Genomic DNA, 25459 nt, shown 5'->3' with positions numbered 1-25459 from the left:
TTTCACCCCGCCCGATGATGGCAGCAGCCGGAGAGATTTTCGATAATCGGGCAGTCGGCGCTGTCATCACCGGGGCAGGCATTCGCCAGCGCCAGTAGCTGGTTTCGCATGGATTGCAGTTCTTCGATATGGCGCTCGATCTCCGCCACCTTCTCCAGCGTACGACGTTTTACATCGGCGCTATGACGCTGCGGGTCGTTAAACAGGTTCACCAGCTCACCGCTCTCTTCAAGGTTAAAGCCCACCTGGCGCGCCTGGCGCAGTAAGGTCAGTTCGTTGAGATGCTGCTGCGTGTAGGTTCGATAACCATTTTCGCTGCGCATCGGCGGTGTCACCAGTCCCTTCTCTTCATAGAAGCGAATGGCTTTGCTGGTCAGGCCGGTAATTTTTGCTACATCGCTAATGTTCATCGTTCGCGCAACGCCTCCTGTGCTTTGTTAAAGGGTTTCAACAGATAATCCAGCACGCTTTTTTTGCCGGTGCGGATATCGACCGTCGCCACCATACCGGGAAATATCGGAAACTGCTGTTTGCTTTTGTTTTCCAGATGGTTGCTGAAAGTGCGAATGTACACCCGATAGTAATAAACATCGCGCCGCACTTCATCCTGCACGGTGTCTGGTGATATCACTGCCACTTCCCCCGGCAGGCCGCCATAGATGGAGTAATCGTAAGCGGTTATTTTCACCAGCGATTTTTGCCCCGGATGGATAAACGCCACATCGCGCGGGGAGATTTTTGCCTCAATCAGCAGTTGCTCATCCAGCGGCACGATGGTCATCAGTTTACCACCGGGGGCAATGACGCCGCCAACCGTGGTGACATCAATATCCTGAACAATGCCACGAACTGGCGCAGTAAAGTTGAGCCGGGTGAGGGAGTCTTCCCGTCCACGGATCACCGAACGCTGGGTTTCCACTTCCGCATTGGCTTTCGCTAACTCTTCGCGCGCCTGAACGTAATATTGCGTGCGCACGTCGCTGAGTTTGTTTTCCAGTTCATTGGCCTGGCGTTGCAGGCGCAGTACTTCGACGCTGCTCGCCGCCCCCTGTTTAACCAGCGGCTGGGTCATCGCCAGTTCACGGTTGACCAGACTAATCCCCTGCGTCAGCCCGGTGGTGGCTTTGTTCAGCCCGTCGCGGCGAGTGTTGTACAACGCCGTTTCCGACTCGATAAGTTCGGGGAATTTATTCAGTTCGTCAGGGAACACCAGCGGTTTATTGCTCACTTCCGCCCGCAGTCGCGCCGAGGTTGCCAGCGCCGCGTACAGCCGCGACATCGCTTCCTGAACGTCGGATTCCGTTTTAGTACGGTTAAGCTGCGCCAGCGGCTGGCCCTGTTCGACAATATCGCCCACCTTGACGTCGAGATGATACAGAATTCCGCCTTCCAGCGACTGCACCACCTGTTCGCGCCCGGAAGGTTCTACCGTGCCGCTGCCGGTAGTGACTTCATCAAGCTGGAAATACCACGCCCAGCCGAGAAAACAGAGCAGCATGACGACGGTCACACGTACCGCCAGCGCCGAGCGCGGCAGGCGGGGTTCAGTCAGGCCACGGTTATATTGCAGTTGTCCGTTCATGCGGCAGACCCCTTATTCTTCTCCTGCAACACCACCCGTCGCGCCGTGGGTTCGCCCTGTTCACGCAAAATGGCCTCTTTCGTGCCATCCATCACAATCCGCCCCTGATCCATCACGATGATTCTGTCGACCAGTTGCAGCATTGCCGTGCGGTGAGTGGCGATGACCAGCGTGCGATGGCCAATCCACTGTTTCAGTTGTTCGATTAAATGCGCTTCCGCCATTTCGTCCAGCGAGGCGCTGGGTTCATCGAGCAGCACGATATTGGGTTGAGAGATGAGTAGCCGCGCCAGCAGCAGCGTTTGCCGCTGACCACCAGAGAGGCCAAATCCCCCTTCCTGAATCATGTAGTTGAGGCCGTTTTTCTGCTTCTGCACAAACGGCAGCGCCCCGCTGAGGGTTAATGCGCGTTCGATATCTTCATCGCTGGCTTCCGGCATCCCCATGGTCAGGTTTTCCCGCAGCGAACCGAAGAACAGTCGCCCGGTCTGGCTGAGCAGCCCCATGTCGCGGCGCAGATCCGCCGGATCAAGCTGCCCGATGCTGATGTTATCCAGCAACACCTGCCCCTGCTGGGCGATACGCATTCCGGCGAGCATTTGCAGTAGCGTCGATTTACCCGCGCCGTTGCGCCCGAGAATGGCGATTTTCTCTCCGGCCTGAATGTTGAGTTTGCCAATCGCCACATCGGCAATCTTCTCTTCTTCGTCGTAATAAAACACCGCGTTGCTGAACTGATAATTACCGTGCAGCACCGCTTTATGCACCAGTTTGCCGTGTTCCGGCTGATCCACCGGGCGCTTCATCAGTTCATCAAGGCCATTACGCGCTACTTTCGCCTGCTGCCAGCGCGAGAGCACGCCGGATATCTGCGACAGCGGCGCGATGGTGCGCGAAGCCAGGATCGTCGTCCCGACCAGCGCACCGGTGGTCATGTCGCCGTTCATCACCATAAAGCAGCCCACCAACAGCACCACCACGTAGACGATGGATTGCACTTCCTGCGTCCAGGTGAGCAGCAGCCCGGTGAGAAAACGTTGCTTCATGCTGATGGACGAGGCCACGTCGTTGGTGTGATTCCACTGATTCTGGAAACGCTGTTCGGCGCGCAACAGTTTAATGTCTTCAATCGACTGCACGGCTTCCACAAGCGTCGCGTTGCGTACCGCCGACTCGCGCATCCCTTCGTTCGCCAGCCGCGCCAGCGGGCGTTGCACCAGCAGGCCGGGGATCACCAGCAACGGCAGCGCCAGCAAAACAACCAGCACCAGCCAGCCGCCAATCATCCACAGAATAAAGACAAACAGCAGGAAGAACGGCAGGTCCGCCACCGCGCCGATGGTGGTGGAGGTAATAAGCTCCCGCACTGATTCCAGTTCGCGGATCTGCGAGATAAACGATCCGGTGGATTTCGAGCGCACGTTATTTTTCAGCCGTAATGCGTGACCAAACACGCGGTCCGAAATACGCAGATCCGCCCGTTTGCCAATCATATCCGAGAGGTGCGTGCGCACCATGCGCATACAGAACTCAAACAGGATCGCCATCATCACCCCGGCGAACAGTACCCACAGCGTCGGGTAGGACTGCGCCGGAACGACGCGGTCGTAAACCTGCATCGAGAAAATCATCGCCGCCAGCGCCAGCACGTTCGCCACCAGTGACGCCAGCATAATGTCGCCATAGCGCCGCCAGTCTTTTAACGAGAGATTCCAGAACCAGTTCGCCTGATATGGGCGAATGTAGTCATCCACCCGCGCATCGGGAATGGCGCTGAGCGGACGCAGCAGCGCCAGTTCGACGATTTTATCTTCAACATCCGCGACGTTAAGCGTGGTTTCCAGCCCTTCGTCACCGCTGAACTGAACGCTGATATTGTCGTGATTGTCGCGGCGGGTGATTACGCCAATCTGCTGATTATCAAACACCGCGATCAACGGCAGCCGCCACGGGTTAAGCGAATCGGCGGAGAACTCGACCAGCCGCAGCCCCATTCCCAACTGCCGCGCCATGTCGGTGAGTAACTCCTCCCGCTTACTGTCGCGCTCCCAGTTGACGGTTGCGCGCACGTTCTCCTGAGAAAAATCAAGGCGATAATAGCGCGCCACGGCGATCATCGCCTCCAGCCAGGCTTCCACGGACTGGGCATTTTTTTTCATTATCTACACCACCATCAACTGATGATTCGCCAGCAAAGTGGCGAGGTCGGTATGCACGCCCGTCAGCGTGACCACGTTAGCTGTCGCAAAATTGCCGCCCGTGCCATCGCGGTCGATCTGCACGATGGTGTCGCTGCCGCTCTGGGTGACTTTGACAAAATCACTGATGTTCCCGGCCTGCGCATCCAGCGTCGCCACACCGTTGACGTAGCTGGCTTTGCCGTTTCCGGTGTAGCCGCTGCCCTGTAACAGTTCGCGAATATCAATGCGATCGGTGTCGGCGGTGCCTTCCCAGGTGCCTACTGTAAAGCCATTCACCACGTCCGAGCCGTTGCCCCCGGTGGCGTCGCTGGCGTTGAGCAGTTTATAGAGCAAGGTGTCGTGACCGCCGTTGCCGATGTTGAGCGTGTCGTTACCGCCACGCCCTTCCAGTTGGTTATCGCCGCTGCTGCCGGTCAGAGTGTCGTTAAAATTCGAGCCGGAAATGCCTTCGATATTGGTAAATGTTGAGGTGTTAAAACCGGTAGCCTGCGCGGCGGTGCTGCTTAAGTTCGCGGTCACGCCCACCGTTGAGAGACGGAAATCAACCACGTCCATCCCGCCGTTCGCCAGCCACGTTCCGGTGCCGGAGCTGTACACCCAGCCGCCGGAACCGTCGTAGATGTCGGTGCCTGCGGTGGCGAAGAAGGTGTCGTTATAACCGGTGCCAACGAACTTGCCGTTGTTGCTTGCGGTGCCTGCTTCGGCGCTGAGATCGTAAGCGTGAGTGGCATCGGTGGCCTGTAAGCCGCCCCAGGTGGTGTTGACCGTCTGGTCGATATTGCTGGCGGTGGTGCCAGTGGATTTGATCAGCACCGCGTTGTAGGTTTCCCCGGCATTCAGCCCGTAGAAATTGACCAGCGCCGAGGTATCGTTAACCCCCATCCCCGACTGCGGGTTGATAATTTGCGTGGCGACCAGCACACCCGCCGAGTTGTAGAGTTTTACGGTATTACCGTAATAGACGTTAATGCCGTTGGGATCGGTGATGCGTAAGTGCAGCGAAGTGCCGTAGCTCACCGTGTTGGTGTTGCGGATCAGGAACACGCTGCCCGACTGTTTGGTTACCAGCACATCCACCGCGCCGTCCCAGTCGTAGTCCATTGCTGCCACACCGCTGGTAGTGCCGCTCTGGCTGCCGCCGAGTACCGACTGCGTCCAGTTGCTGGCCCCGCCAACGTTGGTGTAAAGATACGATTGTCCGGTCTGGGCGATACGGGCGATATCCATCAGGCCGTCGTGGTTCCAGTCCACCGCCACGCTAAACTGGCTGGCGTAGGTCGTTGCCGTTGCCCCCACCGCCACTGGACTCCCCAGTACGCCGTTGGTATTAAATAACAGCGAGCCGTAGTTAGCTCTTCCCTGGCTGGCGGGCAGGAACAGATCCATATCGCCGTCACCATCGAAATCCGCCCAGGTCATGGAGACAGATGTCGAGTTGCCGCCGCTGCCTGCAACGCTGAGGAAGGTATTGATGGTGTTTTGTCCCCAGACAAAAGTGCCGTTACCCTGGCTGATGAGCGAAGACAACGTGTAATAGTTGTTCAGGTTGAAGGTGTGCTGAACCAGGTCTACCCTGCCGTCATTATTCAGATCGACGCCGGAACCTTCGTTAAGGGAAAGATAGCCGTTTACTACCCCGCCGACCGTGGCGCTTCCTCCGTTGTTGGCGGTGGTGGAGTTGCCTACCAGAGTGCCTGCGTTATTCCACAAGAAGGTGTTGGAGTCCGGCCCGCCTGCGTCGCCAATCCAGAAATCGAGATAGCCGTCGCCCTCTTTATCAAACGCCACAATCGAGCCATACCACGTCAGCGTGCCGACGTTCACCTGAATGGCGCTGGAAAAGGTGCCGTCGCCGTTATTAGTAAAGCCGTTGATATAGCCCGTGCCGTAGTCATCACGGGTGATAAACAGATCGCCTGTACCGTTACGATCGTAATCGGCAATGGAACTGGTGGCGTAGTTGTTGCCGCTTTGCACCAGCGTCAGTGCGGTCTTCGACCAGGTGAGCGGATCGGTTGATTGCATAATTTGCTGGTTAGCCAGCACCGTCCACATCCCGTGGTTGTCGAGGCCGTAGGTCAGCCCCCAGGCGGTCGTTTTATTGGCAGTTGTCCAGGCGGGCGTGTAATCAATCGCCGCGTTAACCGTCACCGTGCCATTGCTGACGTTAGCGGTGTTGCCGTTGCCCGCCGAGCTTTTTACCTGCGCGGTCACGTTATAGGCGGTCGCGGACGCCGCCAGCACATCGGTATCCGGCAGTTGCACATACCAGGTGTTGTGCGCCGGATCGACTACCACCGCACCGCCCGGCTGCGAGGTGTAGGTTTTGCCATTGATGACCACTTCGACATACTGCCCACTGGCGAGTGCCGCGGTGATTACGCCGCTGATAATCGGCGTGGTGTCGCGCGTGGTCTGGCTGGTGATTTGCGCCAGCGTGGTCGGAATAGAGGTATCGACCGTCAGAATAAAATCGCTGGAGGAGGTGATATTTCCTGCCAGATCCACTACCCGTGCGCTGTAGGTGTAGGCGCCGCTGACCAGCCCGCTGTCGCTGTAGGTCCAGTTCAGTGCGCCGACCATTGTCACCGCGCCTAACAGCAGGCCGTTACGGTAGAGGTAAACCACTTCACCGCTGGCAAGCGGAGCGGAGAGCACGCCGTTCAGCAGCGGCGTAGTGTCGTCGGTAGCCTGCGAGCTGCTTAACGTCCCCTGCCGCTGCCCGACATCATCGGTGTACGACACAATGGTCGGCGTGGCGGTGGGGTTAATCGTATCGACCACCACCGTTTTCGACACCACCGGGCCGGTATTTCCCGCCAGATCCAGCACCCGCACCTGGTAAATGTAGCTGCCATCGGTCAGCGTGCGGCTGTCGGTGTAAGTCCACTGCGTGCCGTTGGTGGTGAGCGTGGTCCAGGTCGCGCCGCCATCAAGGCTAATCTGCGCCACTTCGCCGCTGGCAAGCCCCGCCCCCAGCGAACCGGTCAGCGTGAGCGTGGTATCGCTGGTGATAAAGTCGGTGGACGAACTCCCCGTGTCGGTGCTGATGCTGGCAATGGTGAGCACCTGCGCCGGGTTAACGGTGTCGATCTGCGCCGTCTGGCTGCCGGTTGCACCGACGTTACCTGCCAGATCGACCACCCGCACCTGCCAGGTCGTCGTGCCATTCGTTAGCGTGCGTCCGTCAACGTAACTCCAGTTCAGGCCGTCTGCCGCCAGCGTTACGTTCACCCAGGTTGCACCGTTATCGGTACTGATTTGCGCGAACTCGTTAGCGCCGAGCGCCGCGCCCAGCACGCCGCGCACGGTCAGCGAGGTATCGCTGGTAATAAAATCGCTGCTGCTGGCTCCGGTGTCATCGCTGATGCCGGTAATGGTGATGCTTTTCGCCGCTTCCGGGCTGGTGGTATCGACCACCACGTTTTGCGTCGCCGTCTGCCCGACGTTCCCCGCCAGATCCACCACCCGCACCGTGTAGTTCCAGGTGCCGTCGGTAAGCGTGCGACCATCGGCATAGCTCCAGCTGGTGCCGATAACGGTTAAGGTTGTCCAGGTGACACCGCCGTCGAGGCTGATTTGCGCCCGTTCATCGGCGGCAAGCGTCGCGCCGAGCGTGCCGCGCACGGTCAGCGTGGTATCGCGAGTAACAAAATCGCTGCTGCTTAACCCGGTGTCATCGCTGATGCCCGCAATGGCGATGGTTTTGCTCGCCAGCGGCGCGGTGGTGTCCACGGTGACTATCTGGCTGGCGGTCGCGCCGATATTTCCGGCGGTGTCGATCACCCGCACCTGGTAGTTGTAGTTGCCATCGGTCAGCGTACGCCCGTCAAGGTACGTCCAGGTCAAACCGCTTACCGAAAGATTCTGCCAGGTGGTGCCGCCATCAATGCTGATTTGCGCGAACTCACCGGCAGAAAGCGCCGCACCCAGCGTGCCGCTCACCGCAAGCGTCGTGTCGCTGGTGACAAAATCGTTAGTAATCAATCCAGTATCAGTGGTGATCGCGCTGATGGCGATGGTTTTTACTGCTGGATCTGGCGCGATGGTGTCGATCACCACGTTCTGGCTGTCGGTCGCGCCGACGTTGCCCGCAGCGTCAATCACCCGCACCTGATAGAGATAGTTGCCATCGGTCAGCGTGCGGCTGTCGTTATAGCGCCAGGTCGTGCCGGTAACGGTAAGCGTGGTCCAGGTTACGCCGCCGTCGATACTGATTTGCGCCGTCTCGTTACTGGCAAGCGCGGCGGTGAGCGAGCCGTTGACCACCACCGGGCTGACGCTGGTGATAAAGTCGCTGGCGCTAAGGCCAGTGTCGGCTTGCAGGGAATCGATATTAATGCCCATCGCCGGGGCGCTGAGATCGACAGTAATGGTGTGATTGCTGCTGCCGGAATTGCCAATGGCGTTGCTCACCGAGGCGTTAATCACGTAGGCGTTGCCGTCCGCCAGCGCGGTGACATCGGCGCTGCCGAGCGTGTAGCTCCAGCTACCGCCCGTCTGCACGGTGGTGGTGTAGGTTTTGCCGTTTAAGGTCAGGGTTAGCGTCTGCCCGACCGGCGCGGTGGTGGTGCCGCTGATAACCAGCGACGAGCCATGTTCCGCCGCGTTCACTACATCATCGCCCGCAAAAGTGTTGATGGTGACGGTGGGAACGTCGCCGTTCAACGTGACACCACGGCTGGCGCTACCGGGGTTTCCGGCCTGATCGGCGACCGTCGCGCTGATGGTGTAGCTGCCGTCGCTTAATCCGGCAAACTGCTGCGCCGGAATAAAGACCGACCAGCTTCCGCCGCTGCCAACCGTTGCAGTCCAGGTTTGCCCGTTAAAGGTAACGGTCACCGTCTGGCCCACTTCGGCGGTGGTGGTGCCGCTGATGGTTTGCCCGGCGAGCTGTTCGGCGTTGTTGATAATATCGTCGCCCGCCACGGTGGCGATGGTCACCGTCGGCGCAACGGTATCGACGGTCAGGGCGTGCGTGGCCTGTCCGGGGTTACCGGCGCGATCGTTCACGCTGGCGGTAATGGTCTGCGCGCCCTGCCCGAGCGATGCCAGATCCGCCGCAGGCACGTTCAGCGCCCAGGTACCATTGGCGGCAACCGTGGCGGTATAGGTTTTGCCGCCAAAGGTCACGGTGACCGTCTGCCCTACTTCCGCGCTGGTCGAGCCGTTAAGGGTTAACGGCTGCTGCTGTTCGGCGGCGTTGAGTCGGTCGTCCGTCGAAACGGTGTTAATGCTGATAACCGGTGCGGTCAGATCTACCGCTACGCTGCGCGAAGCCGTGGCGCTGTTTCCGGCACTGTCCTGCGCGGAGGCGCTAACCGTATAGCTGGTGCCATCCGCCAGTGCCGCAACGTCTGCCGCTGGCACATTCACACTCCAGCTCCCGTTGCTCTGAATGGTGGCGCTGTAGCCTTTGCCGTTAAGCAACACGGTCACCACCGTGCCTGTCGCAAAATTAGTGCCAGTGCCACTAAGGGTCAGCGCATTGCCTGCTTCAGCGACGTTAATGAGGTTATCGCCGCTGATGGTGCTGACTGAGAGCGATACCGCCGCCGTGTTCACCTGCACGTTGTGGGTCTGGGTGCTGCTGTTGCCTGCGCTATCGGTAATGGTGGCGCTGATGGTCACCGTGCCGTCCGCAAGGCCGGAAATCACGCTGGCAGGCACGCCGACGCTCCAGTTGCCGCTGGCATCGGTGCTGGTGACATACTGCTGCCCGGCGATGGTCACCACCAGGCGGTCGCCCGCTACCGCGCCCGTGGCGGTGCCGCTGATAATCTGCGCTTGAGTGTGTTCGACGTTGTTAATCACATCATCGCCCGCCACGGTGTTGAAACTGATCACCGGCGCAGTGGTATCGACGGTCACGCCTTTGCTGGCGCTGCCGGGGTTACCCGCCAGATCGCTGACCGTGGCGGTCAGGGTGTAGCCGTTATTGGCCAGCGCGGTTAAGTCGCTGGCAGGCAGCGTTAAACTCCAGCTGCCATCTGCCTGCACCGTGGTCTGGTAGTTGGTGCCATTAAGCGTGACGGTGAGCGTCTGCCCCGCTTCCGCCGTGCTGGTGCCGGAAACCGTTACGCCCGCCGCCGCTTCGCTGGCGTTGATGATGTTATCGCCGGCAATGGTGTTGATGGTCACCATTGGCGCGGCGCTATCGACGCTGTATTCATGCGTTGCCGTGGCGCTGTTGCCGTTGACGTTAGTCACCCGCACCTGGGCGCTGGCATCGCCATCACGCAACGTCGCCATATCCGCAGCCGGAACGGTGGTGCTCCAGCTACCGTTAGCCGCCACCGTGGTGGTGTAGGTTTTACCGCCAAAAGTAATGGTAACGGTTTGCCCCGCTTCGACGCCGGACGTGCTGCCGGAGAGCGTTAGCGCCGCGCCTTTTTCGGCGGCGTTAATCACATCATCGCTGGTGATGCTGTTTATGCTGACGGCGACGGCGGTGAGATCAACGGTCAGCGGATGGGTAATGCTGGTTTGCGTTCCGGCACTGTTCGCGCCGCTAACGGTAATGTTCAGCGTTCCCGCAGGCCAGTTGCTGACATCCGCCGCCGGAACGCCGACGCTCCAGCTGCCGTTCGCCAGCACCGTGGCGGCGTAAGTTTGGTTATTAATCACCACCGTCAACGCCGTACCTGCGGCAAAACCGGAACTGCTGCCAGTAATCACCTGCGCCTGAGCGTGTTCGATGATATTCACCACATCATCGCCTGCGACGGTATCCACCCGCAGACCTGGCAGACTGGCATCGATGGTGATATCGCGCGTGCCGCTGCCGGTGTTGCCAACGGCGTTGGTCACCGAGGCGTTAACCGTTAACTCACCGTTACCCAACGCCTGCCAGTCAGCGGCTGGTACGCTCACATTCCAGCTTAAATCTGGCTGGACGGTGGCGGTGTAAGTTTTACCGCCCAGTTCAACGGTGACGGTACTGCCCGCCGCCGCCCCGGTTACCTGGCCGCTGATAGTTTGCGCGCTGCCTGCCTCGGCGGCGTTGATAATATCGTCCGTCGCCACCGGATTAAGGGTGACGCCCGGCAGTGCGGTATTGACCTGCACGTTATGGCTGGCGGTGCTGCTGTTACCCTGGACGTTGGTGACGCTCGCCGTGACGCTATATGTCGCTTCGCCCAGCGCACTGACCGCCGAGGCGGGAACGGTGACGCTCCAGTTGCCGGAGGCGTCGGTGGTGGCGCTGTAGTTTTGTCCGTTCAGCGTGACGGTGATCGCCGTACCCGCAGGCTGATCGCTGGTGCCGGAAAGCGCCAGATCAGATCCTTTTTCCGTCGCGTTGATCACATCATCGCCCGCAATGGTGTTGATGCTAATCACTGGCGCGCTGAGGCTGACGGTCACGGTGCGGCTGGCGTCATCGCTGTTACCCGCCCGATCGCTGACGCTGGCGGTGATGGTCTGTGCGCCGCTGCCCAGCGCCGTAACATCCGCTGCTGGAACGCCAACGCTCCAGTTACCGGAGGCGTCCAGGGTGGTGGTGTAGGTTTTGCCGTTGAGCACAACGCTCACCACATCGCCCGCTTCCCCGCCCGTGCTGGTGCCGGAAATCACCAGCGCCTGCCCGTGTTCAGCGTCGTTGATGATGTCATCGCCCGCCACGGTGTTAATGGTGAGTACCGGCGCGGTGGTGTCTACCGCCAGATTATGGCTGGCGCTGCCGGGGTTGCCCGCTTTGTCGTTGACCGTGGCGCCGACGGTGTAATTGCTTGCGGTCAGCACGCCTAAGGCTGAAGTGGGAACACTGACGCTCCAGCTACCGTCCGCCTGCACATTACCGCTGTAGGTTGCGCCATTAAGGGTGACGGTGACCGTCTGCCCGGTTTCGGCGGTACTGGTGCCGCTGAGGGTGAGTGGGCTTCCGGCCTCCGTAGCGTTAAGGATGTCATCGCTGGCGATGGTGTTAATGGTGAGCGTCGGCGCGCTGGCATCGACGCTATACGCATGGGTCGCCGAGGCACTGTTACCGCTCGCGCTGCTGACGCTTGCCTGCACGTTCGCCGCGCCGTCTGGCAGAGTTGCCAGATCCGCCGCCGGAACGTTCACGCTCCAGCTTCCGTTGGCGGCGACGCTTGCGGTGTAGGTTTTGCCGCCAAAGGTGACGGTAACGGTTTGCCCGCTTTCAATCCCGCTGGTGCTGCCGGAAAGGGGCAGGTCGGTGCCTTTTTCGGCGGCGTTAATCACGTCGTCGCTGGCGACGGTGTTGATGCTGATTGCCACCGCCGTTAAATCGACGGTGAACGGATGGCTGACGCTGACCGGATTTCCGGCGCTGCTCTGGCCTGTCACTTCAACGGCTAACGGCCCCGCAGGCCATGCGCTGACGTTTGCCGCCGGAATGCCGACGCTCCAGCTCCCGTCTGCCTGTACCGTGGCGGAATAAGCCGTACCGTTAATCGTGATCGTCAATGGCACGCCTGCATTCAGGCCGCTACTGCCGCCAGTGATTACCAGCGCCTGTCCGTGTTCGATACTGTTGACGATATCATCGCCCGCTACCGTATCCACGCGCAGCCCCGGCAGGTTGGCGTCAATGGTGATATCCCGTGTGCCGCTACCCGTATTGCCATTCGCGTTGGTGACCGAGGCGTTAATCGTCAAATCGCCATTGCCCAGCGCCTGAAGATCGGCTGCCGGAACGGTGACGCTCCAGCTTAAGTTGCCCTGTACCGTAGCGGTGTAAGTGTTGCCGCCCAGAGTGACAGTAACCGTATCGCCAGCGGCGGCACGAGTGACCACCCCGCTAATGGTTTGATCGGCCCCTGCTTCGGCGGCGTTGATAATATCGTCACCCGCCACAGTATTGATGGTGACGCCCGGCAGGCCGCTGTCGACCAGCAAATTCGCCTGGTTGCTGGCGGTGTTGCCCGCCGCACTGGTGGCACTGGCGCTGACGGCATAGTTGGCCTGACCTAATGCCGCCAGATCGCTGACAGGCACGGTTAAGGTCCAGTTGCCTGCTGCGTCGGTGGTGGCGCTGTAGTTGTGACCGTTGAGCGTGACGGTCACCTGTGCGCCTGTCGCCAGCCCCGTACTGCTACCGCTAATGGTCAACGGCTGGCCTTTTTCATCGGCGTTCAGGACGTTATCGCCGCTGATGGCGTTAAAGGTAATGGTTGGTAGCCCGGTGTTGACTGTCACCTGATGGGTGGCGCTGCCGCTGTTTCCGGCAGCATCGGTGACGCTGGCGTTAATGGTCACCGTGCCGTTCGCCAGCGCCGAGACGACGCTTGCCGGAACGCCGACGCTCCAGTTACCGCTGGCGTCCAGCACGGTGGTAAAGGTGTTTATGCCGATAGTCACCGTCACGGTGCTACCGGTTGCCGCACCCGTGGCGGAGCCGCTGATAATCTGCGCCTGGGCGTGTTCCGTCGCGTTGATCACATCATCGCCCGCCACCGTGTTGATGGTGACGACCGGAACGGAAGTATCCACCGTCAGGTTGTGGTTAACGGAGGCCGGGTTTCCGGCCTTGTCGCTCACCGCCGCGCTGACGGTGTAGTTGCTGGCGGTCAGCGCGCTTAAGTCGGCTGACGGCACGCTGACGCTCCAGCTGCCGTCCGTCTGTACGGTGCCGGTATAGTTTGCGCCATTGAGGGTGACGGTCACCGTCTGCCCCGCTTCCGCCGTGCTGCTGCCAGTAATGGTCAGCGCCGCACCGGCTTCGGCGGCATTAAGAATGTCGTCGCCCGCGATAGTGTTGATGGTCACCGTTGGCGCGCTGGCATCGACGCTGTAAGCGTGGGTGGTAGTGGCGCTGTTGCCGTTAACATTGCTGACGCTGGCCTGTGCGCTGGCATCGCCATCACGCAGGGCCGCCATATCTGCCGCCGGAACCGTGGTACTCCAGGAACCATTCGCCGCGACGCTTGCAGTGTAGGTTTTGCCGCCAAAGGTGACGGTGACCGTTTGTCCGGCCTCCACACCAGAAGTGCTGCCGGAGAGCGTTAACGCCGCGCCTTTTTCAGCGGCGTTAATCACATCATCGGCAGTAATGGCGTTGATGCTGACGGCAATCGCCGAGAGATCGACAGTCACCGGATGCGTAACGCTGACCGGGTTTCCGGCGGTGGTGTTGCCGCTCGCGGCAATCGTGACCGTCCCCGCAGGCCAGGCGCTGACATCCACCGCCGGAACGCCGACGCTCCATGAGCCATCCGCCAGCACCGCCGCAACATAGGTTTGCCCGTTAATGGTCAGCGTGACGTTACTGCCCGTCGCCAGACCGGAGCTGCTGCCGGTAATCACCAGCGCCTGACCGTGCTCGATAATGTTGACCACATCATCGCCCGCCACGGTATCGACCCGCAGACCGGGGAGATTTGCGTCGATGGTGATTTCACGCGTGCCGTTACCGGTATTGCCTACGCTGTTCGTTACCGAAGCCGAAATGGTCAGTTCGCCGTTGCCCAATGCCTGTAAAGCGGCTGCCGAAACATTAATACTCCAGCTTAAATTCGCCTGCACCGTGGCGGTGTAAGTCGCCCCGCCGAGCGTGACGGTTACCGTGTCGCCTGCCACCGCACCCGTCACCTGCCCGCTGATGGTCTGGTCCACGCCCGCTTCGGCGGCGTTAATAATATCGTCCGTTGCCACCACGTTAATGGTGACGCCCGGCAGCGCGGTATTAACCTGTACGTTATGGCTGGCGGAACCGCTGTTGCCATCGGCATCGGTTGCGGCGGCGGTTACGGTATAAGTCGCTTCACCGAGCGTACCAACCGCAGACGCCGGAACGGTCACGCTCCAGTTACCGGAAGCATCGGCAGTAGTGGTGTAATTTTGCCCGTTGAGCGTAACGGTTATCTGCGTACCCGCAGGCTGGTTGCTGGTGCCGGAAATCGCCAGATCCGCGCCTTTCTCCGTGGCGTTGATAATGTCATCGACGGCGATGGTGTTGATGCCGAGCACGGGTGCACCGAGCGCCACGCTGACAATGTGCGAGGCTGTGCCGCTGTTGCCTGCGGAGTCGGTGACCGTGGCGGTAATGGTCACATCACCCTGCGCCAGTGCGGAAATCACGCTGGCAGGCACGCCGATACTCCAGTTGCCGTTGGCGTCCAGCACGGTGGTGTAGGTGGTCGTGCCAATCGTCACGGAAACTGAGTTACCCGTAGTCGCGCCCGTTGCCGAGCCGCTGATAATCTGCGCCTGAGCATGTTCCGTGGCGTTGATGATGTCATCGCCCGCTACCGTGTTAATGGTGACGACCGGAGCGGCAAGGTCCACCGTCAGATTATGCGTTGCCGAAGCCGGATTTCCGGCTTTGTCGCTGACCGCCGCACTCACTGTATAGGGGCTGGCGGTAAGGTTGGCTAAATCGCCAGTTGGTACGCTGACGCTCCAGCTTCCGTCTGCTTGTACGTTGCCGATGTAATCGACGCCGTTTAGCGTCACGGTCACCGTCTGTCCGGCTTCCGCCGTGCTGGTGCCGCTGATGGTCAGCGCCGATCCCGCTTCCGCGGCATTAAGAATATCGTCGCTGGCAATGGTGTTGATGGTGATCGTTGGCGCGGTGGCATCAACGCTGTAAGCATGCGTTGCCTGGGCGTTGTTACCAGCTACGTTGCTGACGCTGGCTTGTACGTTTGCTGCGCCATCTGGCAAGGTTGCGAGATCCGCTGCCGGAACTGTCAAGCCCCAGCTACCGCCCGTTGCCACGGTGGTGGTGTAGCTTTTGCCGCCGAAAATAACGGTAATGGTCTGCCCCGCTTCCACGCCGGAGGTGGTGCCGGAAAGCTGCAAATCGCTGCCTTTTTCGGCGGCGTTAATGACATCGTCAGTGGAAAGGGTGTTGATGGTGATCGCCACGGCCGCGAGATCGACCGTGACAGGATGGCTAATGCTGGTTGTGGTTCCGGCAGTGTTAGTGCCAGAGACGGCAATATTGACCGTCCCCGCAGGCCAGTTACCCACGTCCGCCGCCGAAACGCCGACGCTCCAGCTGCCATCGGCGAGTACCGTTGCGCCGTAGGTGACATTGTTGATAACCACCGTCAACGCCGCGCCCGCCGCCAGTCCGGTGCTGCTACCGGTGACCACCAGCGCCTGACCGTGCTCGATAATATTGACCACATCATCGCCTGCCACGGTATCGACCCGCAGACCTGGCAGATTGGCGTCTATCACGATGTCGTGTGTTGTGGTGCCAGTATTACCCACGCCATTAGTCACCGAGGCGCTGATAGTCAGTTCACCGTTGCCCAGCGCCTGCAAAACGTTCGCAGGCACGCTGACGCTCCAGCTTAAATCTGGCTGCACGGTGGCGGTATATTGATTGCCGCCAATGATGACCGTCACCGTGTTCCCCGCAGCCGCCGTTCCCGTCACCTGACCGCTGATGGTCTGCGCCACAGCGATTTCAGCCGCGTTGATAATGTCATCGCCCGCCACGGTATTAATGATTACCCCAGGCAGGAGCGATTCGACATTCACCGTATGGGTGGTACTGCCGCTGTTGCCCGCGCTGTCGGTGGCGCTGGCGCTAATCGAATAGACCGCCTCGCCCAGCGCGCCGACCGCCGAAGCAGGCACGGTAACGCTCCAGTTGCCGGAGCCGTCTGTGGTGGCACTGTACGCCAGGCCATTCAACATCACGGTGACCGTAGTGCCTGTCGCCAGGCCGCTGGAGCCACCGCTGATGGTCAGATCCTGAGTTTTCTCCGCATTATTAATGATGTCGTCGCCGGAGACGACATTGATGGTCAACGACGGGCCGCTGAGATCAACGGTCAAATCGTGAGTCGTGCTGTCGCTGTTGCCCGCGCGATCGCTCAGGCTGGCGGTGATGGTCTGGCTGCCGGTTGCCAGCGCCGTGACATCCGCCGCCGGAATGCCCACGCTCCAGTTACCGGAGGCATCCAGCGTGGTGGTGTAGTTTTTACCGTTCAGCGTGACGGTTACCACATCGCCCGCCGCCGCGCCCGTACTGGTGCCGCTCACCACCAGCGCCTGACCGTGTTCGATGGCGTTGATAATGTCATCGCCCGAAACGGTGTTAATGGTGAGATCCGGCGCGGTGACATCCACCGCCAGCGCGTGGTCGGCGCTTGCCGGGTTACCCGCTTTGTCGCTCACCGTGGCGGTCACGGTGTAACTGCTGGCGGTTAATCCGCTTAAATCCGATGCCGGAACATTCACGCTCCAGGTGCCATCCGCCTGAACGGTGGTCTGGTACGTGTTGTTATTGAGCGTAACAGTCAGCGTCTGCCCGGCCTGCGCCGTGGTGGTGCCGCTGATGGTGATCCCCGCGCCCGCTTCGCTCACGTTGAGAATATCGTCGCTGGCGATGGTGTTGATGGTCACAAGCGGCGCGGTGGCATCGACGCTGTACGCGCGATCCGCCTGGGCGTTATTGCCGTTAATGTTGCTGACGTTCGCCTGCACGTTGCCCGCGCCATCCGGCAGCGCAGCGAGATCGGCAGGCGGTACGTTCACCGTCCAGCTACCGTTAGCTTCCACAGTGGTGGTGTAATTTTTGCCGCCAAAGCTGACTGTCACCGTCTGCCCGGCTTCGACACCGCTGGTGCTGCCGCTTACGACCAGCGTTTCGCCTTTTTCGACGGCGTTGATCACATCATCGCCGGAAAGGGTGTTAATGGTGATGGCAACCGCCGCCAGATCGACGGTGACCGGATGGGTAATGGTGGAGGTTGTTCCGGCGCTGTTGGTGCCGCTTACCGTAATATCCACCGTACCCGCAGGCCAGTTGCTGACGTCGGCTGCCGGAACACCAAGGCTCCATGTGCCGTCGGCTAACACCGTCGCGGCGTAAGTCACATTATTGATAACGACCGTTAACGCCGTTCCCGCCGTTAATCCGCTGCTGCTCCCGGTGATCACCAGCGCCTGATTGTGCTCAATGCTGTTAATAACATCATCGCCCGCTACGGTATCGACACGCAGACCAGGCAGATTGGCGTCGATAGTGATATCTCGCGAGCCGCTGCCGGTATTGCCGACGCCATTGGTGACCGAGGCGTTAACTGTCAGAGAACCGTTACCCAGCGCCTGAATATCCGCCGCCGGAACGTCCACACTCCAGCTTAAGTTGGCCTGCACCGTGGTGGTGTAGGTGTTGCCGCCCAGCGTAACGGTAACCGTATCCCCCGCCGCCGCGCCCGTTACCTGACCGCTGATAGTTTGCGCATTGCCCGCTTCGGCAGCGTTGATAATATCGTCGGTCGCTACCGCGTTAATGGTGACAGCAGGCAAGGCGCTGTTGATCAGTACATTATGGCTGGCGGAATTGCTGTTGCCTGCCGTGTCAGTGACGTTTGCCGTTACCGTGTAGTTCGCTTCACCCAGCACGCTAACCGCCGAGGCTGGCACCGTGGCACTCCAGTTGCCGGAAGCATCTGTGGTGGCGGTATAATTTTGTCCGTTCAGCGTCACCGTAATTGTGGTGCCTGCGGGCTGATTACTGGTGCCGGTAATTTGCAGATCCGCGCCTTTTTCCGTGGCGTTAATCACGTCATCGTCGGCAATAGTATTGATGCCAATGGTTGGCGCGGTGAGATTTACGGTGACCGTGCGGCTGGCATCATCGCTATTACCCGCGATATCCGTAATTGTGGCTGTGATGGTTTGCGGGCCGCTGCCCAGCGCGGTGACATCTGACAGCGGAACGCCGACGCTCCAGTTACCGGAGGCATCCAGCGTGGTGGTGTAGGTTTTACTGTTTAACGTGACGGTGATGATATCGCCCGCTTCGCCGCCAGTGCTGGAGCCTGAAATAACCAGCGCCTGCCCGTGTTCGGTAGCGTTAATAATGTCATCGCCGGAGACGGTGTTGATGGTCAGCACTGGAACAGTGAGATCCACCGCCAGACCGTGAGTGGCGGTCGCCGGGTTACCCGCTTTATCGCTTACCGAGGCGCTGACCGTGTACGGGCTGGCGGTCAGATTGCTGAGATCCGCCGTCGGTACGCTGACGCTCCAGCTTCCGTCCGCCTGGACGGTGCCGCTGTAAGTCACGCCATTAAGCGTGACGGTTACCGTCTGCCCCACTTCGGCGGTGCTGCTGCCGCTGATGGTTAACGGACTGCCCGCCTCGGCGGCGTTAAGAATATCGTCGGTGGCGATGGTATTAATGGCAAGCGTCGGGGCCGTGGCATCGATGCTGTAGTCGTGCGTCGCCGAAGCCGTGTTGCCGTTAATATTGCTGACGCTGGCCTGTACCGTGGCGTCGCCGTCGCGTAACGCGCTGAGATCGGCGGCAGGCGCGGTGGTTGTCCAGCTACCATCGCCTGCTACGGTGGTGGTGTAGGTTTTGCCGCCAAAGATGACGGTGACCGTTTGCCCCGCTTCCACGCCGGAGGTGCTGCCGGAAAGGGTTAAATCTGCCCCTTTTTCGGCGGCGTTAATCACATCGTCGCCGGAAACGGTGTTAATGGAGATCGCCACCGCCGCCAGATCGACGGTGACTGGATGGGTGATAGTGACCGGGTTTCCGGCGCTACTGGCGCCTGAAACCGTGATATTCACCGTCCCCGCAGGCCAGTTACTCACGTCTGCCGCCGGAACGCCAAGGCTCCATGTGCCATCGGCTAATACTGTCGCAGCGTAAGTGACCGTGTTAATCACCACCGTCAGCGCCGCGCCCGCCGCCAGCCCGCTGCTGCTACCGGTTATCACCAGCGCCTGAGCGTGCTCGATGCTGTTGACTACATCATCGCCCGCCACCGTATCAACGCGCAGACCTGGCAAATTGGCGTCGATAGTTATATCTCGCGAACCGCTGCCGGTATTACCAACGCCGTTGGTTACCGAGGCATTAACCGTCAGGTCGCCATTACCGATGGCCTGAATATCCGCTGCCGGAACGTCCACGCTCCAGCTTAAATTCCCCTGCACAGTAGCAGTGTAGGTTTTCCCGCCAAGCGTTACGGTGACGGTATCGCCCGCCGCCGCGCCCGTCACCTGCCCGCTGATGGTCTGCGCCACGCCCGATTCGGCGGCGTTGATAATATCGTCGCTCGCCACCGGATTAATAGTGACACTTGGCAGCGCGGTATTGACCTGCACGTTATGGCTGGCAGAATTGCTGTTGCCCGCGCTGTCGGTGACGTTCGCCGTCACCGTGTAGCTGGCTTCGCCCAGCGCACTGACGGCGGAGGCTGGCACCGTGGTGCTCCAGTTGCCTGCGGCGTCCGTCGTGGCGGTGTAATTTTGCCCGTTAAGCGTCAGCGTAATTGTGGTGCCTGCGGGCTGATTACTGGTGCCGGAAATTTGCAGATCCGCGCCTTTTTCGGTGGCGTTAATCACGTCATCGGTAGCAACGGTGTTAATGCCAATGGTCGGCGCAGTAAGGTTAACGGTAACCGTGTGCGTCTCGTTATCGCTATTACCCGCCGCATCAGTCACCGTGGCGGTAACAGTTTGCGGGCCGCTGCCCAGCGCCGTGACATCCGCCGCCGGAACGCCGACGCTCCAGTTGCCGGAAGCATCCAGCGTCGTGGTGTAGGTTTTATTGTTTAGCGTGACGCTGACGACATCTCCCGCCTCTCCGCCTGTGCTGGAACCGGAAATCACCAGCGCCTGCCCGTGTTCGGCGGCGTTAATAATGTCATCGCCCGCAATGGTGTTGATGGTGAGTACCGGAACGGTGAGATCCACCGCCAGATTATGCGTGGTGCTCGCCGGGTTGCCCGCTTTGTCATTGACCGTCGCGGTCAGGGTGTGGCTGCCATCGGTCAATGCCTCAAGATCTGCCGCCGGAATATTAATACTCCAGCTGCCGTCGGCCTGTACCGTTGCCTGATACGTCTGCACGGTCGGGCTATTGAGCGTTATCGTAACAATCTGCCCCGCTTCGGCGGTGGTGGTGCCGCTCACCGTCACGCCCGCATCAGCTTCGCTGGCGTTGACGATATTGTCGCTGGCGACGGTATTGATAATGATGGTTGGCGCGCTGCTGTCGACGCTGTAGCTATGCACCGCCGAGGCGCTATTGCCGTTGATATTGCTGACGCTGGCCTGCGCGGAGGCGCTACCATCGGTTAATGACGCCAGATCGGCGGCGGGAACAGTGGCGGTCCAGCTACCATCGCTCGCCACGGTAGCGGTGTAGTTTTTACCGCCAAAGGTCACGGTGACCGTTTGCCCGGCTTCTACATTCGTGGTGGTGCCGGAAAGCGTTAAATCAGCGCCTTTTTCTGCGGCGTTAATCACATCGTCCGTGGCGATAGTGTTGATGGTGATAGCCGCCGGAGTGAGATCCACCGTTACCGGATGCGTAATGCTTATCGGATTTCCGGCGCTACTTTCCCCGGACACGGCAATATTAACCGTCCCCGCAGGCCAGGCGCTAACCTGCGCCGCCGTAACGCCCACACTCCAGCTGCCATCGGCCTGCACCGCAGTGGTGTATTCCACATTATTAATTGTGACGGTAAGCGGCGTGCCTTCTGCCAGCCCCGAGCTGCTGCCGGTGACAACCAGCGCCTGCCCGTGTTCGATGATATTGACCACATCATCGCCCGCCACCGTATCGACCCGCAGACCGGGCAGATTGGCGTCGATGGTGATATCCCGCGTGCCGCTACCGGTATTGCCATTTTGATTGGTGACCGAGGCGCTCACCGTCAAATCGCCATTACCCAGCGCCTGAATATCTGCCGCCGGAACGCTCACGCTCCAGCTTAAATTGGCCTGCACGGTGGTGGTGTAAGTATTGCCGCCCAGCGTAATCGTTACCGTGTCGCCAACGGCGGCTCCAGTAACCTGCCCGCTGATGGTTTGCGCTACGCCCGCTTCCGCGGCGTTAATAATATCGTCGGTTGCCACCGGGTTAATGGTCACACCGGGCAACGCGCTATCGACCAGCACGTTATGGCTGGCGGTGGCGCTGTTGCCGATACTGCTTGTCACCGCCGCCGTTACCGTGTAGTTGGCCTGGCCCAGCGCGGTTACCGCCGATGCCGGAACCGTGACGCTCCAGTTGCCGGAGGCGTCGGTCGTGGTGGTGTAATTTTGCCCGTTCAGCGTCACGGTGATGGCGGTATTGGCTGGCTGATCGCTGGTACCGGTAATTTGAACATCGGCCCCTTTTTCGCTGGCGTTTATCACATCATCGCCAGCAATGGTGTTAATACCAATTACTGGCGCGGCGGTATCGACCGTGACGGCCAGCGACTGGCTGCCCGTGTTTCCGGCGCGATCAGTGACCGAAACGCTGATGGGATAACTGCCGTCCACCAGTCCGCTGACAACGGAAGCCGGAACGCCCAGGCTCCAGTTGCCGGAAGCATCCACCACCGTAGTGTAATCCACATTATTCAGCGTAACGGTGACGATATCACCCGCCTGTGCACCAGTAACCGTGCCGCTGATGATTTGCGCCTGGGTATGTTCCGGCGTGTTAATGACGTTATCGGTCGCCACCGGATTAATGGTTACCACGGGCGGCGTGGCATCGACCAGCGCCACACGTGAGACGCTGGTCGGGTTACCTGCGATATCGTTCACGCTGGCGGTGACGGTGGCGTTGCCGTCAGCCAGTGCGTCAACATTCGCGGCGGGAACGGTCACGCTCCAGGTGCCGTCTGGCTGCACAACGCCCTGATACGTCTGCCCATTCAGCGTAACGGTCACCGTCTGCCCCGGCTGGGCGTCGGTGGTGCCAGTGATTTGCAGATCCTGACCACTTTCGGCGGCGTTGATGATGTTATCGGCGGTCAGCGGATCGATGCTCAACGCCGGGGCCTGGCTGTCGACGGTAATGGTACGGGAGGTGTCGCCAGTGTTACCGCTGATGTTGGTGACGGTCGCGGTGATTTCCGCCGCGCCGTCTGCCAGGCTACTCACCGCGCTGGCGGGAACGGTCAGGCTCCAGCCGCCCCCCGCCTGAACGGTGGTGGTAAAGGTCTGCCCGGCGAATTTCACTACCACGGTTTGCCCGGTTTCCACCAGCTGCGTGGTGCCAGTCAGCGTTAACGGCGCGCCTTTTTCTGCGGCATTAATAATGTCATCGCCAGAGACGGTATTGATGGTGATAAGCACCGCGCCCGGATTGACTTCCACGTTGCGATCGATGGAAACCGGGTTCCCGGCCGGGTCCGTTGCGCTGGCATTAACCACTATCGTCCCCGGCGTCAGCGCCTGTAAATCTGCCGCAGGCACGCCTACCTGCCAGTTGCCGTTGCTGTCGGTCCCCCCCTGGTAGGTGTTGCCACCGAGCAAAACAGTGACCACTCTTCCAGCGGGAAGATTGGTACTGCTACCGGTGATGATCAGGTTTTGCTGCTGCTCAACGGCATTGATCACATCATCACCTGCGATGGTGTCAATGCGCAGCCCCGGCAGCCCGGCACTGATGGTGATATCAAGCGCACTGCTGCCCGTATTGCCATGTACGGTGGTAACCGAAGCATTAATGGTTAACGCACCGTCGCCCAGCGCCTGTAAATCTGCCGCCGGAACGTTCACGCTCCAGGTGAGATTACTGCCCACCGTCGCCGTGTAAGTATTGCCGCCCAGCTCAATAGTTACCGTATCGCCCTGCGCGGCGCCCACCACGACGCCGCTCAGGGTTTGATCTGCCCCCGCTTCGGCGTTGTTGACAATGTTGTCGCCCGCAAAGGTGTTGATGATCACCTGTGGCAGCACCGTATCGACCAGTAAATTGCTCTGCGCGGTGCCGGTGTTGCCGGTCACATCTGTGGCGCTGGCAGTGACGGTGTAGTTGGTGTTCGCCAGATTGACAACATCGCTCACCGGAACGTTCAGTGACCAGACGCCGCCGCTAACCTGAGCGCTATACGTGACATTATTCAACGTCACGCTAACCGTGCCGCCGTCCGGTAAATTGCTGGTGCCGCTTAACGTTAGCGGCTGCTGAGAATCCAGCGAATTCAGTACGTTATCACCGCTGATAGCATCTATCGACACTTGCGGCGCAACGCCCGCCAGGGTGATGTTATGAGTCGCCGTACCGGTATTTCCAGCGGCATCGGTAACCGTGACAATAATATCGTTAGGGCCACGCGCCAGGGTGCGGGTTACCGCCGGATCCAGCGCCACATTCCATGTACCGTCCTCCAGCACTACACCCGTCAGAACAGTGGCACCTAACTTCACGGTGACCGTATCCCCCGGAGAAGCGCCACTGACCTGACCGGAAATAATCTGCGCCACAATCTGTTCTGCGGTGTTAAGAATATCGTCGCCAGCGATGGTGTTAACGCTAACCACTGGCGCACTGGTGTCTACTGCGAAATTCGCACTGTTGCTGGTGGTGTTTCCTGCCCGGTCGCTGACGCTGGCGTTAAGCGTGTAGCCACCTTCTGCCAGCGCCTGTACCTCTGTCGCAGGCAGCGTCACTTGCCAGGTTCCGTCACTACCGACGGTTGCAGTGTGGGTGACGCCGTTCAGGTTCAGGGTTACGGTTTGCCCCGCTTCCGCATTCGATGTGCCGCTCAGTACCAGCGCGGCGTTATGCTCGGCGGCGCTGACAATGTTGTCCTGGGCGATGGTGTTGATAGCAAGTGTCGGCGGTTGGGTATCGACCGTTAACAGTTGCGCGCCAGTGACCGTATTGCCCGTGGCATCTTTCCCACTGACCAGCACCGCCTGATTCCCTTCGCCTAACGCTTGCGCATCGGCGGTCGGCACCTGCACGCTCCACCCACCGTTAGCCCCAACGGTGGTGGTGTAGGTTTTGCCGTTAAGCGTGACGGTGAGTTCTGTTCCCTGTGCCAGATGGCTACTGGTGCCAGAAAGCGTAAATCCGGCTGCCTGTTCGCTGGCATTAATGATGTTATCGCCTGCGGTGGTGGCGAGCTGTACGGCGGCCTGACTATTGTCGATGGTTAACGTTATCGACCCGGCGTTGGTAATGGTGCTACCGACGATTTGCACCACTGACCAGGTATGTTCGCCCGCGCTTTGCGTGGGCAAATCGACGCTCCAGCGTCCATCGCTACCGACCTGAGTACTGGCGATGGTGTCACCATTGCTGTCTTTAATCTGGATGGTCGCCCCCGCCTGCCCGCTGCCGCTAAAGGTTGGCGTAGTGTCATCGGTGGTATCGTTGGCGGATAGAATACCGCGTTGATCGCCCTGATTATCGGTTACCAAAAACGATGGCGTGGCGTTGCCGGGTTCGGCTGGCGGTGGGTTGTTAACCACTTCAGTTTTTGAGTCATCATCGCCACCGCTTGCCAGTAAAGCGCCAAGCGCGCCGCCACCTACCGCCGCCCCCGCCAGCCATCCCCACGGGAAAGCCGTCGTCTGGCCGACGATATCAAGGTACGGCGCAATGCTTTCAATTGCGGTGGTCTGAGCGGTCAGCTCCACGGGCGCTAATCCACCTGCCGCGGTATCGGCAAATGTTACGTGGGTCAGTTGTTGACCCTCGGCAAACACCAGTTCGGATTGTTCGCTGGTATTTGCCGCTTGCAGGAAATAACCGTTGCAGCGGATCACCGTGCCGTCCTGCATATAGATCAACAAGTCATTTCCGTCACGAACATAACGCGCAACGGCAGATGCCTGAGCATGAACCTGCACCACAGAGGGCTCATAAATGACAACCGTAACGTCGCCAGGATTGATTAGCGTTTGTTTGACGGATGTTTTTCGCGAAATAACATCAATAATCAGGCTCATAATGGCATTCCTGATAAATGGCGCACATCCTTAGCGAGTCCATTTA

General features: G+C 59.9%; 4 protein-coding genes. All 4 read right to left on the bottom strand.

The window, feature by feature from the left end:
• Positions 1 to 2 precede the first annotated feature (2 nt).
• The 4 genes from cueR to FEK47_RS12010 are packed head-to-tail and all read right to left on the bottom strand — an operon-like array spanning position 3 to position 25413.
• Complete coding sequence (cueR, locus tag FEK47_RS12025) at positions 3 to 410, bottom strand: Cu(I)-responsive transcriptional regulator (protein WP_001026752.1); 408 nt, start codon at positions 408 to 410, stop codon at positions 3 to 5.
• Entirely contained in the window at positions 407 to 1582 is a 1176-nt protein-coding gene (locus tag FEK47_RS12020) for an HlyD family type I secretion periplasmic adaptor subunit (RefSeq protein WP_135486562.1), read from the bottom strand. The genes cueR and FEK47_RS12020 overlap by 4 nt, the downstream gene beginning before the upstream one ends.
• Complete coding sequence (locus tag FEK47_RS12015; RefSeq protein WP_135486563.1) at positions 1579 to 3741, bottom strand: type I secretion system permease/ATPase; 2163 nt, start codon at positions 3739 to 3741, stop codon at positions 1579 to 1581. The genes FEK47_RS12020 and FEK47_RS12015 overlap by 4 nt, the downstream gene beginning before the upstream one ends.
• Positions 3742 to 3744: 3 nt before the next feature.
• A complete protein-coding gene (locus tag FEK47_RS12010) occupies positions 3745 to 25413 on the bottom strand; it encodes an Ig-like domain-containing protein (RefSeq protein WP_138183196.1) in 21669 nt (7222 codons plus the stop codon).
• Positions 25414 to 25459 lie beyond the last annotated feature (46 nt).

This window comes from Escherichia sp. E3659, assembly GCF_005781135.1.
Taxonomy (GTDB): domain Bacteria; phylum Pseudomonadota; class Gammaproteobacteria; order Enterobacterales; family Enterobacteriaceae; genus Escherichia.
Note: the sequence above shows the minus strand (reverse complement) of the source record. Positions and strands in the feature narration are given on the sequence as shown.

Coding starts and splice junctions, on each gene's coding strand:
- cueR (WP_001026752.1), bottom strand. CDS start 410: ATGAACATTAGCGATGTAGCAAAAATTACCGGCCTGACCAGCAAAGCC.
- FEK47_RS12010 (WP_138183196.1), bottom strand. CDS start 25,413: ATGAGCCTGATTATTGATGTTATTTCGCGAAAAACATCCGTCAAACAA.
- FEK47_RS12020 (WP_135486562.1), bottom strand. CDS start 1,582: ATGAACGGACAACTGCAATATAACCGTGGCCTGACTGAACCCCGCCTG.
- FEK47_RS12015 (WP_135486563.1), bottom strand. CDS start 3,741: ATGAAAAAAAATGCCCAGTCCGTGGAAGCCTGGCTGGAGGCGATGATC.